This window comes from Burkholderia sp. Bp9099 (assembly GCF_003857805.1).
Lineage (GTDB): Bacteria > Pseudomonadota > Gammaproteobacteria > Burkholderiales > Burkholderiaceae > Burkholderia.
Genome location: NZ_QTPU01000012.1, coordinates 204,133 through 222,024, shown reverse-complemented (window position 1 = coordinate 222,024; position 17,892 = coordinate 204,133). Strand labels below are relative to the sequence as shown.

The following is a 17,892-nucleotide window of genomic DNA, read 5'->3' as shown; positions in this document are numbered from 1 at the left end:
GCCAGAGAATGATGGAGCAACGTACATTTAGAATTCGTCTCGGTCGAGACAAATTAAATATCTGTTTTTTGTTTCGATTTAAAGGGAAAACTAAAATTTCGTGGAAAAATTATTAATTTAGGTGGCAGATGACCAGTCTGGAAAAATCGAACTCTTAGATCACACGCGCAAAAGAATGAAAGGTCCTAAGGGGCCGACGAAAGTCGATGGTTTATTAAATTTTTCTATTGAGTGCTTTGCGCGTTAGTTTTTTCAGGCGACCCGATGGTTGGTTTCAGAAGAGAGGCGAATTATTTCGCCGAGCCTAGGGAGAGGTGGAGACGCCTCACCATGCGCATGCGGTATGGTATGTCTGCCCGCAAGTCTCAATAGCATCGATGCACGAGCGCACGAACTTTGCGCTCACGCCATTACTCGATCACCTGCGCCGGTATGGATTTGCGACGCTATCGCACCAAATCCTTCAACCAACTACAAGTCCACACCAAGCAACCGTCGATTTGCTGGCGAACCAAATAGCGTCTCCACGAGCCATGGCTTGGCGGAGAGGTGCTGAGGAGGACTTGTCGTTGTTGTTACGATGTACTGAAACAGAGTGGGGCCGATCCGCTCCAGTTCGGCAACCAATTCAAACAGCCGCCGGTATACACTCAACCCCAAATCAGCTTCACGCGGGCTATCGTGGACAAAGAATGCCGGGACATATGTCTTCCCCTCGATACTCATACACAAGGCGGCCAGATCAAAGGCGATGACCTTGAGCGATTCGATTGCCGCAGTTGAGCGCGCGCCCCCGAGCTCGACGTTCAACTTCAATCGATCTGCACCAAGAAGCACACGGCCGTTCGACTCAGGCGCGATCAGCGCACGGATCACGGCGTCGAACTGCGCAGACAATTGGTCGAAGGCCTCGCGCTGTGCCGCCTCGCGATAGGTTCCTAACTGATCACGCTTGGCCTCAATGAGTTCAGCATGCTTGTCCGATTTGGCTCTTGCCGCCTCAAGTTCGTCATAAAGATCCGCGAGCCGCTTTGCCCCCTCTCTTCCCATCTGCGCGCCGCGCCACGCTCCAGAGCGTGCGTTTTGCGCCTTCTCGGCAGCATCGAGTGCTTTTTTCAGCTCTCGTTGTTGGGTGCGGGCGGCTGGCAATGCTTGAGCAGCCCCGCGCAAGGCATCCTCATTCGCTTTTAGGTCCAGTTCGCACTGCCGGACTTTGTCTTCCAACTGCTTGGCGCGTCGACGCAAGCCATCTAGATCGGGCATCTTGTGCGACAACCCACACCCCTCTGCGAGAGCGCGATCGATAGGCACTTCGCAGACGAGGCAGACAGGTGAGGCTGCGTCATGAACCAGCATTGTTCCAGCGCTCAATTCGCCTTTTAGCGTTGGTAACAGCCCTTTCAGCACCGCAATCGTATTTTTCGCGGCTGTTTCACTCTTCTCCAGCTCCGAAACAATGCTCTGCTTAATTTCATATTTTGCGCGCAGTTCCGCAACATCTCCCTGCATATCCGTACTATCAACTTTGGCTAGCTTCGCCAGCCTCTCGGTGGCAGCGCGCCGAAGCACATCAACGCATAGCTTTCCCTCAGGCAGATCTTCGACAATCAGCCCAACTGCCTCCGCCGCCTCCTTGCGCGAACGCCTCACTTGCCACAGCAGTCGATCGACCTCAGTGCCTGTTGCTTTGGCACTCTCTTCAATCTTCGAAATATCTGTTCGCGCCGTGAGCTCTTCGATACCGATGGCCCCCAACAACGCCCGAAGAGCTTCCAGCACACGCGTCTGAGACATCGATCGAACTGGCGACCCAGACTCGGAATCCGCCGCACGCCAATCCAAAACTTTGTCGAAGCGGCACTCCTGGTCACGCGTCAGCCACGCCAGCGCGATCAGCCACGGATCGTGCGCTCGTTCGCCCTGGATCAAAGCAGCGATGGGTTCGGTCAACACCTGGCGCTGGATCGCCTCGATAAGCGGAGCCATTCCCGTCGGCTGTTCCGGCGGCGACTCCAGCAGCGTCTGAGGCAATTGCCCCTGCACCGCGTAGTGCTCTCGGCTTAGCCCCAATGGGCGCACCACGCCCCACAGTTTTCCACACAGCATCACTTCGGCGGTGACCCGGCCTGAGGGGAAAGCTGCGGCAATATGTTGCTGTTGCTCTTCTGTCGAGTGTCCTTGCTCGCCCAGGCAGTAACGTAGCAAGCGGCAGAACAGCGTCTTGCCACTGCCATGGCCTAGACGGTTACTGCCGGTGTCGTCACCTGCTTCCGCTGGATCGGGTGACCAAACGACATTCAATCCCGGGCGTAAAGAGATGTCGCGGATTATGGTTTCGGCATCTCTCCAGAGTGTGAGCCTACGCACCCATAGGCGCGGCTCGCGCTCGCCCACACGAGGCGTAACCTTCAGAGATTCACCGGCAAATAAGTCAGGCTGCCTGCTCATTGACGAACTCCACCAAGTCTAGAGGGAGGCCTTGCAGCAGCGTGCCCATATCTTTCTCCTTTAGCCAGCCGACGATCCACCGTGCCCGGCCATCAGCCCAACCCGAAGTGTCATAAAACTGCAGGCCATCGCCTGGTGCCCAAGTGTCCAGAAGCGGCTCCTCCACTAGTTCGCCACGGGCGCGCATCTTCTTCACAGCCACTCCGAAGCTTGTGCGTGCGACTGGTATCAGCCTGTCGACGCCCTCAGGCAGTTCCGCGGCTTGGGAACCGACGAGCAGACACCACTGGACCGCCACGGGCTGTGGCGCAATGCGGGCAAACAGCCCAGGTTCGGCACACATCAGCGCCGCCAGTCGTACTTGCTGCATCGCAGCCGGCGCGGCAAAGGCTTTCAACACCGCAGCCAGCGCCATTGTGTCGTTCGTTGCTGGATCCTCACCTGCAGAGGCCCAGACGGCCTTCGGCAGTGCGGCGACTTCGGCCAAAACAGTTTCGAACGCGGGCGTGCCGACGAGCGCAGTTGGCGGAGCGGCCGCGGCGGCCCGCTTTGCCGACGGTCGCGTGATTTTGCCCTTCTCCGGCGCTTGCACCGCCTCTTGTCCGGCACGCTCGTGGTTCAGTGCCAGTAGCCGTTTGAGGATCTCCTTGCGCGCCATGGGACTGATCGTATAGCGCACGTTGTCGTTCTCGGGCAGGGTGTCGATCTCAACGAAATCATGGCCGAGGTTCAACTCGCCCCATCCATAGGCATCGCGGACGGCGTTATCGAGGGCGACATGCAAGCGGCGCAGTTCGATTAGGCCATCAAAGCCCGTGCGGGCTATGTCGGCGGGTTTCTTACTGACCTTGGCGACCAACTCGGGACTTAGGTCCCGCGAATGGAAAAGATTGTAGATGTCGGTAAGGCCGAGCCAGAGTTCGTGCATCAAGTGACGGCGGCACTCGTGGTATTTCTCGCCAGTTTCGACCAACGTCGGATTCGCAGCTCGCCACAAGCCGTCGGGAAACGCGAAGGTCTCGAAGCAATCCGATGGCGAATACCGAAGTCGGGTCTCCAACGCACCGCTGTACTTGCGAGCCCAGACTTCATGAAGCGTGGATTGAACAACGGCGTAATGGTCCCATCGGTCAGACGTGAAGACGTAGAGCGCATCGGAGAACACTCGATTGGTCGGTGACGCCGAAAAGTTGAGGTGCTTGGTCGTGCGGGCCGCAATGAAGCACCTATCCAAACCGTCCAGTCCGTGATAAAGCCCGGCAGCTCGCTCGGCGTACTGCCACCAACGCTCACGCCTAGCAGCACGATTGCCCTTGGCGCGAATGGGCTTTACCAACTCCTCGACTCTGGCAAACGGCGCAACATACTCAGACGCCTTCTCAAGGCTCCAATCGAAGAAATTGATGATGGTTCGCCCTGGCTTCTGCTCAGGATCACCATTGAGCTCTTGTCCATTAATGATTGGAAACAATACGTCTGCGTTCTTCCGGTCGATGCTGCGCAGTCTTTCGGCCTCGCTTTGGTCCAACAAAAATCCATCGCCCAAGAATATCGAACCCTGAAATACCTTCGCTTTATTTGCTCGAAGCTCCTGCGGCTCGCCGTCATCGGCCGCGTCTTCCAAAAACGCATTGATCGTGTCCACATAGCGGCCATCAAGCTGACGCGATTGACTCCATGTCCCGTTGTGCACGGTCACCATCGACACTACCAAGTTGGCTCGTCCGGGCCACTTGATCGCCCGCGCCGCGTAGTTGATCTGCCCGCCTGCGGCCAAGATTCTTTCCAGCCCGTCGCGACGAACATCGCCGTCTTTGATTGAGTTTGTCGCAAGAAATGAAATGAATCCACCTGGCTTCAGGAGGCTAAAGATGCGACGAACGAAGTAGACAACGAGATCGCTGAGCCCCGCAGGAGCATACTCCCACTTCACGTAGTGACAGAAAGGGTGGCCGTAGCTCCCGCTCAGGTCTTGGCCCCCGAGGTAGGGTGGGTTTCCCAAGATGCAGTCGAATCCGCCCCCCGCCATAACTTCCGGGAACGCCAAGAACCAATGGAAAAAGCGCTTCCTCTCGGCTACTGCCCACGCTTCGGCCACCGACTGTCCCTGCGGCTTGCACTCACCTCTCCAGTAGCCGCGAAATTCTTCCTCGGTGATGTGCATTCCCGACTGATTCTTCAGCTTCGGAAGATAGAATTGCGCGATCGGCAACGCCGCAAGCTGCTCCAGCCATAACGCTTCTGCCGAATGAGACAGCGCGTCGAAACGCCGCCGCTTGGCATCTACCTCTTCCGGTGTATGTTCAGGCAACACTTCCAGCCCACGCCAGCCCTTGAGCGCCTCGTCGAGTTGCCGTTCCACCTCAGGGTTGAACCTCAACAAACGCTGTCCCGCATGCTCTGCACGGTTGCGTTGCCGTAGCTGGGTCGCGATCTCGCGGTCGTCCCCCGGCATTGCGGCGAAGGCTTCGTTGGGAATGCCCCGCGCCTCAATATCCCCGCGCCGTACGTAGCCCACGATGGCATTGCCGCACTTGATGTGGTGGTCCAGAAAGCTCAGCGGTTCGCCCGGCACGTGCGCTTCCAGCCAAAGCGCCACCTTACATAATTCCACTGCCAGCGGGTTCAGATCCACGCCGTAGATACAGTGGCGGATCACATCTCGGATCGCCATGCGTAGCGCCAGCGGCGACGGTTGATCTTCGCCGGTGCGAACGATGGCTAGTTCCAATCCGATGCGTCGTGCCGCAGCAAGCAGGATGTGGCCGGACCCGCAGGCCACGTCGGCTACGCGCAGCGAGAGTAGCGCGGCCTGTGGATCCGCGGCCTTCAATCGTTCGACAATCAGGTAGTCCAGCGAGTGCTTGATGAGCGGCTGCACAAGTTCGTCCGGCGTATAGTGCGAGCCGGTATTAGCGCGCTCGTCACCGTGCCTAAAGGCGAAGCTGGTCCGTGCGCCGTCCGGCAGGATGACTGGTTCATACTCCAGTAAGCCCTCGTACACCGATCCAAACTCCTCGACGTTGAGCGCGCCATAGTTGGCGCGAATAAGCTGGCCAGTATCTGGGTGCGCGTACACGCTCAAGGCGCATAGCGCCGCGAGTAGCGCGTCATTGCCCAGCGTGCAACCGGCCAACGTTGCGATGGCCTGAGGGCTGAACAGATCGCCAGCCAGCGGCGGCACGCCCAGCTTGGTTCCAGGGCCGCCGGCCTCGAAAAGGCGAAAGCTGGCTAGCAGCGCCGGCCACAGGTCGGCATGGCGGCGGTCGGCCAAATGGCGTTTCTCGCTCAGGCGGCGCAGCCGCGTCACGCTGTAGAACTGCTCATAGATATCGCGTTGTCGTGTTGGCGCGCCGTGTGGGAAGATAAGGCCGCGCTCCTCGATGACCATCAGGAACAGCAAGCGGTAGATCAGACGCAGCAACTGCTTGTAGAAATCTGCAGCGCTCAACTGGCCGCCAACGACTTGCTCGCGCAACGCCTCGTTGGACTTGTGCTGCAAAAAACCGTTTGCTAGGCCAACGATAGCCTGCTCCACTGCTTTTGAGAGACCTTCACGTATGCGCGAGCCAGCGTCTAGCGAGTCCTGGTGGTAGCGCTCAATCCAGCTGTGCGCAGCCTCATCACAATTGACTGGCAAACGGCTGGCATGCAGTAGGCGGTAAAGCACTGCGAAGTCGGCAAACAGGCCATCCCCGAAGATGCGGTCGAGATCGAACTCGAGGTAGGTGAGCTTGACCAGGCGCGAGCTATCGCGCAGCAGGCGCAGCACCCGGCCATTGGTGACCAGCGCGTACAGCTCATCGGTCAGATTCAGGTATTCCTGCACAATAGCGTGGGCGGACATGCGTAGCATGCCGGGACGCGGTTCAGGCTTGCGGTCCAATCCCGCGGGGTCGCGCGCACCGACCACGTGTACCACGGTACCGCCGCGATTGATCACACGGTGCGAGAGCGGGTAGAGCTTGCCGTTGGCCTCAGCACTCTTGGCTTGGTATTCAAGCTGGTAGCCAAGCAGACCCAGCAATGGCAGTACCCATTGTTGGCGCGTTTCGGTCGTAGCAGAGCTCTCGGGACGCAGCGATTCAAGCCTGCGCTGGAAAATGCGCCAGTAGTCCTGTGCATCGGCCCAGGCGCGGGCGATCTCATCTTTGACCCGAGCGGTGCCCTCTAGCCCGAAGTCGGCGGCCCGCTGGCCGGCTAGATCATCGAGGCGGCCCAGGACGTCGGGCGAGAGAATGGAGCCCTCGATGCGTATACTGGGGTAATTCATGGTGCTACCTCCGGCAGCAGCACGTAGATACCCAGAAGGTCCATCGGCAACACCGGATAGACGACCTGGAAGCGCTGTTTGTCCATCAGTGCACTAAAGCGTTCATGGGCCTCGACGAGGCGCTTGGATTGCGCTTCGGCGATCTCGGTGAAGGCGTCTCCCAGTGCATCCAACAGACCCAGTTCGTTGTCCAGGAAGTCAGCGCGTGCCTGGAATGACAGGTCGGAAGTGGCTCGCGCCTCGGCGATAAGAGTCTTAGCCGCAGCTTGATCCAGGAGCTCTTTCTGCTGCGGCGTGCCTCGCCAGCCCCAGAGCAGCATTTCCTCAGCGACAATCTGATGATGGCTATTCGACTGCTCGATTACGTTACGGCAACGGAAAAACAGCAGTGAAGTCTTCACGCTTACCGCACGGGTGCGAATAACAGCGGCACGGGCTGCACGCTTGTCCTGACGATTGATGGTGTTAGCCATTACCGTCTGACATAGCAGTTCAACGAAGGGATGGTTACGGCCCAGGTACAGGTGGCCCTCAGGCGTAGGCGAGCGGAAGCTGACGAGCAGTGTCTCGCCGGCGGGCAACGCCTCACGCAGTGTTGCCGTCAGGTTGGCAGTGACAACGCGGTAGCCCGCGCCCAAGGGTGAAATCTGCACGCCCATGAGGTTGGCCAGCACACCGGTAACGAAGCTCTCCACCGCCTGGGGATCGCCGATGGCTTCGTCTACTTCGCGCAGATCGGCCTCGATCTCGTGTGCCTTGATGGCGTGCTGGGCGAAGATGCTGCGTGAGGCTTTCTCGCGCGCAGCAGCTTCGTCAAGTTTATGCGTGACCTCAATCTTGGCGGCGGCTGCTTCCTCGAACTCGCTGAAGTCGAAAAGCAGACCTTGCACGCCGTGCTCTGTGCCGATGTGACGATTAGGGTTAAGCAACAGTGCCTGCGTGATGGTGTCGATGATGCTCTGCGAGTCTTCGGGGAAAGGCACATTGATGCCAGTGGAGCGCTTGATCTCGCGTACCTTGCGTAGCAGTATGTCGAGCACGACGCCGTCGATAGGATTATCGGCGCCATAGAGCAGGCAGGCTTTGACCTCAGGCGCTACTTGACCGAAGCGGTCCACGCGGCCTTCACGTTGCTCCAGGCGGTTGGGATTCCAAGGCAGGTCATAGTGGAGGACGGCGGTGAACTGATCTTGCAGGTTGATGCCTTCGCTCAGGCAGTCTGTGGCGATGAGCACGCGTAAACCGGACTTGCCCATGGCTTCGATGCGCTGCTTGCGTATCTCGTCGGGCAGCTCGCTGGTGATAACTTGCAGGTCAAGCTTGGGGAACTGCTGACGCAGCAGTGGTTCCAGATGCTCGCCGACGTACTTTGCAGTCTCGATGTAACGGCAGAAGACGACTGGGCAGAAAGGCGTAGGGAATTTGAGCCAATCGGCAATTTCCTTGGCTGTGGCAGCAAGCTTGCGGTCGTGGTCTGGCCCGACGAGTGTTTGCAAACGTTCGGCAAAGCCACGCAATTGGCGGCGCTGGTACTCGGACCAGTCTGCGCGTTCGATGATCTGGATCGGCGCGTTGTCACCTTCGTACCCAAACTCGGTGTCGCCGACCGGATTGGGAGCGTCGTCAGGCTGAGCATCACCTTCTTCCGTTTGCCCAACCTTGGCGAGTGCCGACATGCGGGTATTCAACATCTCAATGCCAGCGGCGGGGCTCGACATCACGCCGCGCAACAAGCCCAGTGCCGTCCAGTAGTGAACGCGCTGGCGATGGCTGTCTTTGTCAGGTGCGATCAGCTTGCGCGAGAAGTCGATCAGCTCGCCGAAGAGTTGCAGGTAGCGCGCCGAGAGCTTGTAGTTCAGCTCGAAGGCATCACGACTGGGGAAAGGCGTGTCTTCGCCCAGCCATTTTTCGACGTCACCGCGCTTGCGCTGGACGAAATGGCGGGCCAACTCCGTGCGCTCGGCACGAGAGGCGGAGGGCAGGTCGATGTATTCGAACTCGGACTGGAGCAGGCCGAGCAGTGACTGGAACTCTTCAGATTTGCCACTGTGCGGCGTGGCAGTGAGCAAAATCAGGTGTTGGTCGGGTTTGGCGGCAATGCGGCTTACCAAGTGATAGCGCTGCTGCTGACTAGCCGAGGTGCCAGTCGGACGAGCACAGGTGTGCGCCTCGTCAACGACAACCAGCTCGGGGCATTGCTCGATGAAGACATCGCGCCGCACTTCGGACTTGATGAAGTCGATGCTGATAACTTGATACGGATAGTGGTCGTACACACTAGTGTCGCCGTGGATCTGGCGGTCCAGCCGGGCCTGTGTATTGGAGCGGATGATCACGGCTTCCAGATCGAGCTTAGCTCGGATCTCGGCCTGCCATTGCTCGCACAAGTGCGGCAGGCAGATGACGGCAAAGCGCTTGATGCGGCGGCGCTCCAGCAATTCGCGAATGATGAGCAGCGACTCGACCGTCTTGCCCACCCCAACGTCGTCTGCTACGAGCAGGCGGATACGCTCTTGGCGCAACGCCATGACGAGTGGGACCATCTGGTACGAGCGAGGGCGGAACGAAAGCTTGGCCAGGCAACGAAATGGCCCCGCACCATTTCGGAAGGCTAGGCGCGCGGCATCATAGAGCAAGCGTGCCGTGGCGAAGTCGCCGAGGTCGGCGGCCCCGGGTTCCTCGAAGCGGGCGTCCTGTGGCTGTTCTCCACCCAACGGCAGATACAGACCTGCAATTTCGTCGTCGGAGCCGCCCAGCGGCTTCAGGACCAGCAGCTCCGGGTCTTCCGAGGGCAGCACGACCCAATCGCGCCCGCGTAGCGAGACCAGCTTACCGGGTTGCAGGGCAAGGTTCATTTTACTTTCTTGAAAATGTCCGGACGCGCGGCCACCTTGGCGGCCAGATTGTCCTTGTAGTAGTAGACCCAGACCTCGTCGCCGCGAGCAAGGATGGCCTGGCGCTTGGTGGCGTCGTCGGCCTGTACCGAAGGGTCGTCATGTGGCGTACCGTCGCAGAAGATCCAGATACGAGGCTCGTAATAGAAGTCTGGCCGGACGTAGAGGCCGTCGACGGATTTCTGCGCAGCATCAGGCAGGCGAAGGCCGTTAGCGTGCAGATGCTCGATGAACTTGCGCTCGGTGGAAGAGCTGGAGTCCAGGTTCTTCAACAAGGTGGTGTATTGTTCCTCGTAACTGCTATAGCTCTTGTTGGTCTGGATCTCCAGTTCGCATAGGGCCAGCTTCGCGAGGGCGTCTTGGATCAGGTGGCGATCGATTGTCTGGTGATCGCGTTGGTTGTAGTAGCTGAGCAAATCGTCGTACGAGGCCGGACCTTTGTAGTCAGAGGCGTCGAAGCGGCAGAGCGTACGCGCCTGCTCGACCACCGCTTGGAAGGCGTCAATATCTTCGACGAAGCGAGAGAGGATGCCTAGGCTACCTTCGGCCGACTCGTACAGCAGAATATTGGGTGCCTTGGGGTCGCCGACGCTAATGACGCCGACTTCGTTCGATTCGACCTGGAAGACCTGCTCGATGGCGCGCTTGAGCGCATACTGAAGCGTGATAACGCCCTCCGGCGTGAGGCCGAGGGGTTGGACAGGGACGATGTAGAGAGCATCGGCCAGGTTCGAAGTCCAGAGGTGAACGCGGCGGTATTCCTCGCGCTGCTGATCGTTGGCCTCCGGCATCGAAGCACGCCACTCACCGCTAACCATACCCATGGGAAAGCCATCGATACTTTGGGAGCGCCATTTTTCGCTGACGTGAACCAGGCGCGCCGCAGGTACGAACATCAGGTTGACCATTGCGTCCGTAGCCACCTTGAGGCGAGCGCGTTGCACCCGATCTACGTCACCGCCGTCGATGCTGAAATAGGTTTTAATTTCAAAGCCTCGCGAGGCGCGCTCTTCTTCCTCGCAAGAAATGCGATCCACCTCCTCCGCACGCGACTCAGCCATTTCAAGGAGGTTATGCAAGTGCAGCTTGTTGGTGTTGTCCGCGAGGCTAACGCTTGAGATTGGGCAGATTTCCAACTGCAACTGGTCACCGACAAGGAAGTAACCAGCCTTGGTGCTGATCTTGGCTTCGGTAAGCGCGGCATCCGGCTCTTGCACGACGAGTTGGCGAACCTGGTATTTGCGACCGCTGTAGTAAATGATGTTCAGCGGACCGAATTCGCGCAACGCGATCGAGCGCGGGCGCGAGATAAATTCACCGTGCGTGTCGGCCGTAGGCAAAAACACACGTAGGGGAAGACGGGTGAAGTTGTAGCCGGGCAAGAAACCTTCGGCAGCCAGGTAGCGATAGGGATAGAACTCCGATAGTTCAGAGAATCCGCCACCCTGGTTGCGCAGCAGGTCGAGTTGGCGGGTGGCCTGATCCTGGGCTCGCTTGTACTTGCGGTACTCGTCGCTACCCAGGCTCAAGGTGCCGCTCTGGATCTTCTGCGTGGCCTTATCGAGCGTACTGCGAGCGGAGTGGTAGAGAACGCGCCACCGCTCGATGGCGTGGTCCAAGTTATCAGGCAATGCTTGCAGGGTCTTCTCGGACCAGGCGTCGGTAAACCAGTGCGCGGCCTTTTCCTTAAGAGTGGGCTCGAAGTCCTTGATGACGCGTTGGAAGCCGGCTCGAACACGGTCCTTGGTCGCCGCACCTAATTGTAGGCCGGCGCGAACGGCCGGGAGCAGCGGAAGTTCGTGCTTCTCTTCGTCAATGAAGCGGGCCACGGCCGGCCGACCACTCTCACCGCTCTCCAGACCCGGCAGGCCGACTTCGGAGATCGCCAAGGCGTTGAGGTGTGTTTGCAGTAGCTCGCGATTGGCCAAATCCAAGCGTGGTGCCTGCACGACGCCAGCGACGAGATCAACCTGACGACTGAAGTAGTGGCGGTCGTGCGGCGAGTAGGTCGAACAATAGGTAAACACGAGAGCGCCCTGCCCACCCCGGCCCGCGCGGCCCGCGCGCTGGGCGTAGTTCGCTGGGTTCGGCGGCGCATTGCGCAAATGCACAACGCTCAGCCCGCCGATGTCAATGCCCAATTCCATGGTCGGTGAGCAGAACAATGCACTGATCGATTGACTGCGGATACGAGGCAGATCAGGGATATTTTTCTCGGGATCGAGGAACCACTCAGCGCGGAAACGCTCTTCGCGGTCGCGACGCTCGGCCACGCCAAGTTGGCCCGTGTGATCCTCGGCACGCAGGCGCTTCGCGGCGGCAAAGTCACGCTGATATAGATCCTGAAAGAAGCGGTTGGGCTTAGGTGCTTGCTGCTTATAGCTGCGGCGCTTAATGAGGTCCGCCTTGACGGTCTCGAGGTCACCTGGACGCCATAGGATCTTCTCGATACGCAGACGGTAGAGAGTGATGCTCTCGTTGTTCTCGCCTTTGGCAGACTGTGAAGCAAGATAGTCAGCGCCTTCGAGCTTCTTCAGCAGGGTCCTTATGAAGACGCCGTAATGGTCGCCACGCAATTCGATATCTAGTTCACGCTGCTTGACGAAGAGCTTAATGAACTTGCCCAAGCCGCTGGCCGGCCCCATACTTTTGGATGCCACTTTGGCGCTGCGATGCAGCGCTTCCAGACGCATGTAGAACGGCTCGCGCAGCGTTTCGTTGGGGTCTAGCGTCCACGGGCTACGCAACTTCTCGCGGAATAGCTTCTCGTGTTCGCGTAGCTTAGTGTGGGTCAGGTAGTTCTCGCTGTGAAGTGCATATTCGAGACGGAAGAAGTCGAGGATCGCGGTGAGGAAGAGCAGCCGGTCGTCGAGTTCTAGCTCGTCCAAGATAGGCACGTTTTCCCAATACTTGTCCTGGGCCGCAACCTCGGTCAGGTCCACATAACCTACGTCGAGTAGCGCACACTGCTCCAAATTGGGCAGAACGATGCGCCAGCTCCGGCGCAGATCTCCGAGCGCACGATAAAGCAGGAAAGTCTGGAACTGTTCGTCGTAGCTGCGCTTTATGTTGGGTAGCTCAGGCTCGTCGGCCCGGTTCGCGTACTCGATGAACGGGAGCTTCAGTGCCGAGAAGATGGTGGGCCCAAGGCGCTCGAACGTAAGACCCTCGTCGCCAGCACTCGCGACCGCGCGATGGATGCCGGCGCGCAGGCGCACCACCTGTACGAAGTCGTTGAAGTGGCCGGCCTGGAGGGCGGCGTCCTGGCGATTGTCGGTGAAGCTGATGAGTTTCTGGCTGCGCAGCTCGTAACCAGCGTCGCTAAGGCGGTTGAGGATTGAGAACGTTGTGATCGTGGTGGACGTGCTGCGGCCTTCGCTACCGAGCTTGGTGAGCTTAGTGCCTTCGTTGGTTTTGGTGTCGAAGAAGACGCCCGCCGTAGGGTCGAACAACAATGGAGCCTTCATGAACCAGCCCCACCATTTGAGCGTTTCGGTTTCTGAACAGTGGCCAGTTTCGTCGAAATACAGGCGCACCGGGAAGAAAGCGCGTTTGCGGGTGTCCGGGCCGTTCCGGCCCCGGTTCAGCCATGTGTCCGGCAGAAAAGTCAAATCCTCGCGGTCATCCCAAACGTCGTCACCCACGATCAGGTAGCCATCCTGGCCACCATCCTCTTCATCGCTAGACTCACGGAACTCGCGCGGCACCAGGCGGTCGCCGACGCGCGTAGCGCAGATGAAGGCGTGACCGCTGGAACGGCTGAAGACGTTAGGGAAAATCGGCTTCTTATTGTCCTCGTCGCTCTTGAAGAAGCCAGGTTCTAGCGTGACGAAGCGGTTCTCGTCCTGATCCAACGTCGTGTACACGGACCCGGTCTGCGAAATGAACTGGTGCAGCTTAAAGGGGAGCACCGTGTAGCGCTGACCAGCGTCTTGCAGCGATTGGTTTACGTTGCTGATCCAACGCAGTAAATCACCGAGAGCTTGCTTGGCAATCGGGGCGTCGACCCCTGCATCTGACGCAAGCCGTTGTATAACCTCGGTCAGCGTTTGTGGCCTGCCTCGGACAAGACCGGTCGGCGCCTCGGCCAGCGCGATGGAGCTTTCCAGCCACTTGCCGAGCGGATTGGAGCACAAAACATCAAGGCTAGCCTTACTGTCGATACCAGCCTGAACGGCCTTTCTGAGCGCGGCAACATCGGGCCGCTCGAGCTTGTCTCCAAGCGATGGCGCGAGCGATTCGTTCACCACCTGAGAGGCCAGGAAGGGCCTGCCGAACAACACCGACGCGACGTCGGCAATCTGTTGCTTCTGCTGAGCGAGATCACCACCGGACGCCATCGTGGCGGAAGTGCCAACGCAGACGAGCTTGTGCTTACATTGCGCCTGAATACGCCTGATGAGCATCGCCACGTCTGCGCCTTGGCGGCCGCGGTAGGTGTGCAACTCGTCGAAGACAAGGTACTGCAAGTGCTCGTAGATGCTGTCGCGTATGGTCTGCTCCGCAGTACGCGTAAGCAACAACTCCAGCATCATATAGTTGGTGAGCAGGACGTGAGGCGGGTTCTCGCGCATACTATCGCGGGTATCTTGCTTTTCCTGACCAGTGTATTGACCAAAGGTGATAGGAAAGGCTTGGCCCGTCGCCTTCTCGTAGTTCTCTTGATAGCGGCGAAACTCCGCGAACTGGGAGTTGATGAGCGCGTTCATCGGATACACGATAACCGCGCAGATGCCCCCCACAGCAGGCTTGGCCAGCAAGTCGTTAAATATCGTCGCGATGTAGGTTAGCGACTTGCCAGAGCCCGTGCCCGACGTGACGATGAAGTCCTTGCCTGCCGTGCCGAGTTGGATGGCGTCGACTTGATGCTTGTAGAGCGAGTAGCCTTTGAGAATGGAGACAAGGTCCGGATGAACGATGCCCATAGCGGCGACTTCAGCGACCGTGCCAGCGGATTCGAACGCGGGGTTGAACTGCAGCAATGGCTCCGGCCAGAGTCGACCTTCAGACAATCGTGCCTCGACCGCCGAGCGAATCTGGGGATCGATGATGTTGAGGAAGCTCTGGATGTACTTAGCGTAGTCGTCAACAACTCTGGAGTGGGTTCCTAGCACGTCCACTGAATCTACTTCCTTATTGTTGTGGGCTAGTTCTGACGTGGTCCTTCCGACAGCGGGACGCGCACGCCAGGCCACATTGTTGGCATTTTGCGTACCAGCCTTCTCTACGATGCCGAAGGCTGATACTGCAACTCCCGACTGCTTTACGTCAGGCTACAGCGGTACGGGCGTTTGCAGCATGGCGTCCGCGACCTATCAACGTAGTGCCGCCCAGTATACGGTGCTCCCGCGTGACACTCAGTGATCATAGATCATCGCCGTCGCCATCCGACACTTTTCAGTGGACAGTCTGCGGCTTAGCCCTTCTGACGAGGAATCCCAGGTCTTAAAACAACAAAGCCGACTCGCGGTCGGCTTTTGTTGTCGATGCATATCTTTGCACCCAGTGCAAAATTATCCTTCCTGCCTCATATGCAACGGGATTGGAACGGTTGTCAGGAAGAAGAGGGGGCGAGCCCCTCAACTTGTACTGCAAAGCTGAACGCCAACGCCATGGCTTTGCACTCGCTCTTAAAAATTTTCACCAGGAAAGGTGCATGACTCGCGCCAAATTTCTTCGGAAATTTTCACCAAATGCGTCTTCAATTTTCAGCTTTTGTGTCGAATTTTTCACTTATAGTGACATTCGACAGCTGGCAGGGCGTTCAAACGTCAATATTCCCCGCCCGCAACGCATTCGACTCGATAAACGCCCGCCGCGGCTCGACATCATCCCCCATGAGGGTAGTAAAGATCCCATCCGCAGCGATCGCATCTTCGATCTGCACACGCAGCAACCGCCGCACTGCCGGATCCATCGTCGTTTCCCACAGCTGCTCGGGGTTCATCTCGCCGAGCCCCTTATAGCGTTGTTTGGAGACGTTGCGTTCAGCATCGGCCAGCAGCCACTTCATCGCGCTCTTGAAGTCCGCCACGGCCATGCTGCGCTCACCGCGCTTGATGACCGCGCCTTCCCCAATCAGCCCCTTGAACGTATTCGCGGTGGTCACGAGCTGCTGATAATCCGCCGTGTGCTGGAATTCCTGGTCGATGACCGAAACCCGCACGTTGCCGTGATGGGTACGTTCGACATGCAGCGACCGCTGTTCGCGAACCGGGTCATACGAAGGCACGACACGAACTTCGTTCTTCAGCGCTTCATCATGCAACGCAGCGTGCAGCGCTTTAGCCGAAGCCTCAGTCGAAGTCTCAGTGGAAAGATCGATCACCACCCCATCCATGACCGCTTCCAGCGCAGCCGGGTCATACAACCGGCTCAACCGCTCGATCACGCTTTGCGACAGCAGATACGACCGTGCCAACTCCCCAAGCGCATCACCCGAAATCGCCGCAGCATTCTCACCCGGCACCAGCTCCGACCCTTGCAGCGCCAACCGCAGCATATGCGCGTTGAGCTCCACGTCGTCCTTCAGATACCGCTCGTCCTTGCCCGCCTTGATTTTGTAAAGCGGCGGCTGCGCGATATACACGTACCCGCGCTCGATCATGTCCGGCATCTGGCGATACAGGAACGTGAGCAGCAGCGTCCGGATGTGCGCCCCGTCGACGTCCGCGTCGGTCATGATGATGATGCGGTGATAACGCAGCTTCTCGAGGTTGTAATCTTCCTTGCCGATCCCGCACCCGAGCGCGGTCACGAGCGTGACGATCTGTTCCGACGACAGCAGCTTGTCGTAGCGTGCCTTTTCGACGTTCAGCACCTTGCCGCGCAGCGGCAGGATCGCCTGGAACTTGCGATCACGCCCTTGCTTCGCCGAGCCACCTGCCGAGTCACCCTCGACGATGTAGATTTCGCACTTCGCCGGGTCTTTCTCCTGGCAGTCCGCGAGCTTGCCCGGCAGGCCAACGCCATCGAGCACGCCCTTACGGCGCGTCATCTCGCGTGCCTTCCGCGCTGCATCACGTGCGCGAGCAGCCTCAACAATCTTCCCGCAGATGATCTTCGCGTCGATCGGCGTTTCGAGCAGGAACTCTTCCAGCGCCTTCGCCACAACCTCTTCAACCGGCGCACGAACCTCGGAAGAAACCAGCTTGTCCTTCGTCTGCGAGCTGAACTTCGGCTCCGGCACCTTCACGGACAGCACGCACGACAGCCCTTCGCGCATGTCGTCGCCGGTCGTCTCGACCTTCGCCTTCTTCGCGATTTCGTTGTCGGTGATGTACTTGTTGATGACGCGCGTCATCGCGGCCCGCAGGCCGGTCAGGTGCGTGCCGCCGTCGCGCTGCGGAATGTTGTTCGTGAAGCACAGCACGTTTTCGTTGTAGCTGTCGTTCCACTGCATCGCGACTTCGACGCCCACGCCATCCTTCTCGCCGTTGGCGAAGAACACCGTCGGGTGCAGGTTGGTCTTCGTCTTGTTGATGAACTCGACGAAGCCCTTCACACCGCCGGCGAACGCGAAATCGTCTTCCTTGCCCGAGCGCAGGTCCGTGAGACGAATCCGCACGCCGTTGTTCAGGAACGAGAGTTCACGCATCCGCTTCGCGAGGATGTCGTAGTGATACTCGACCGTGCCGAAAATGGTCGGATCGGCCATGAAGTGCACTTCGGTGCCGCGGTTCTCGGTGTCGCCGGTGATCAGCATCGGCGAAACTTCCACGCCGTCCACCGTCTCGAGCACGCGCTCCTGCGCGACGCCGCGATGGAACTCCATGAAATGCTTCTTGCCGTTCCGGCGCACGGTGAGGCGCAGCCAGCTCGACAGCGCGTTCACGCACGACACGCCCACGCCGTGCAGGCCGCCCGACACCTTGTAGCTGTTCTGGTCGAACTTGCCGCCGGCGTGCAGCTCGGTCATCACGATTTCAGCCGCACTGCGCTTCGGTTCGTGCTTGTCGTTCATCTTCACGTCGGTCGGAATCCCGCGGCCGTTGTCGGTCACGGAAATCGAGTTGTCGGCGTGAATCGTCACGTGGATGTCGTTGCAGTACCCGGCCAACGCTTCGTCGATCGAGTTGTCGAGCACCTCGAACACGAGGTGGTGCAGACCGGTGCCGTCAGACGTGTCGCCGATGTACATCCCGGGGCGCTTGCGCACCGCTTCCAGACCTTCGAGGATCTGGATCGACGAGGCGCCGTAGCTGCTGTTATCGGGTTGCGAATTGTGCTGTTCACTCATGGATATCTTCCGGTTCTGCGAGGCCACTCAGGTGGCGG

Annotated in this window: 5 protein-coding genes; all 5 read right to left on the bottom strand. The window is 58.9% G+C overall.

Features of this window, described 5'->3' with window-relative positions:
* Positions 1 to 471: 471 nt before the first annotated feature.
* Positions 472 to 2,448: a chromosome segregation protein SMC gene (locus DIE17_RS16205; protein ID WP_124921092.1), complete on the bottom strand. Its 1,977-nt coding sequence runs from the start codon at positions 2,446 to 2,448 to the stop codon at positions 472 to 474.
* Complete coding sequence (locus DIE17_RS16200) at positions 2,432 to 6,721, bottom strand: Eco57I restriction-modification methylase domain-containing protein (protein ID WP_124921091.1); 4,290 nt, start codon at positions 6,719 to 6,721, stop codon at positions 2,432 to 2,434. Before DIE17_RS16200 ends, DIE17_RS16205 begins: the two co-directional genes overlap by 17 nt.
* Entirely contained in the window at positions 6,718 to 9,576 is a 2,859-nt protein-coding gene (locus DIE17_RS16195; protein WP_124921090.1) for a helicase-related protein, read from the bottom strand. The genes DIE17_RS16200 and DIE17_RS16195 overlap by 4 nt, the downstream gene beginning before the upstream one ends.
* Positions 9,573 to 14,735, bottom strand: coding sequence for a DEAD/DEAH box helicase (locus DIE17_RS16190; protein ID WP_124921089.1), 5,163 nt, complete (start codon positions 14,733 to 14,735; stop codon positions 9,573 to 9,575). Before DIE17_RS16190 ends, DIE17_RS16195 begins: the two co-directional genes overlap by 4 nt.
* 644 nt (positions 14,736 to 15,379) lie before the next feature.
* A complete protein-coding gene (gene gyrB / locus DIE17_RS16185; protein ID WP_124520607.1) occupies positions 15,380 to 17,854 on the bottom strand; it encodes a DNA topoisomerase (ATP-hydrolyzing) subunit B in 2,475 nt (824 codons plus the stop codon).
* Between the last annotated feature and the right edge of the window lie 38 nt (positions 17,855 to 17,892).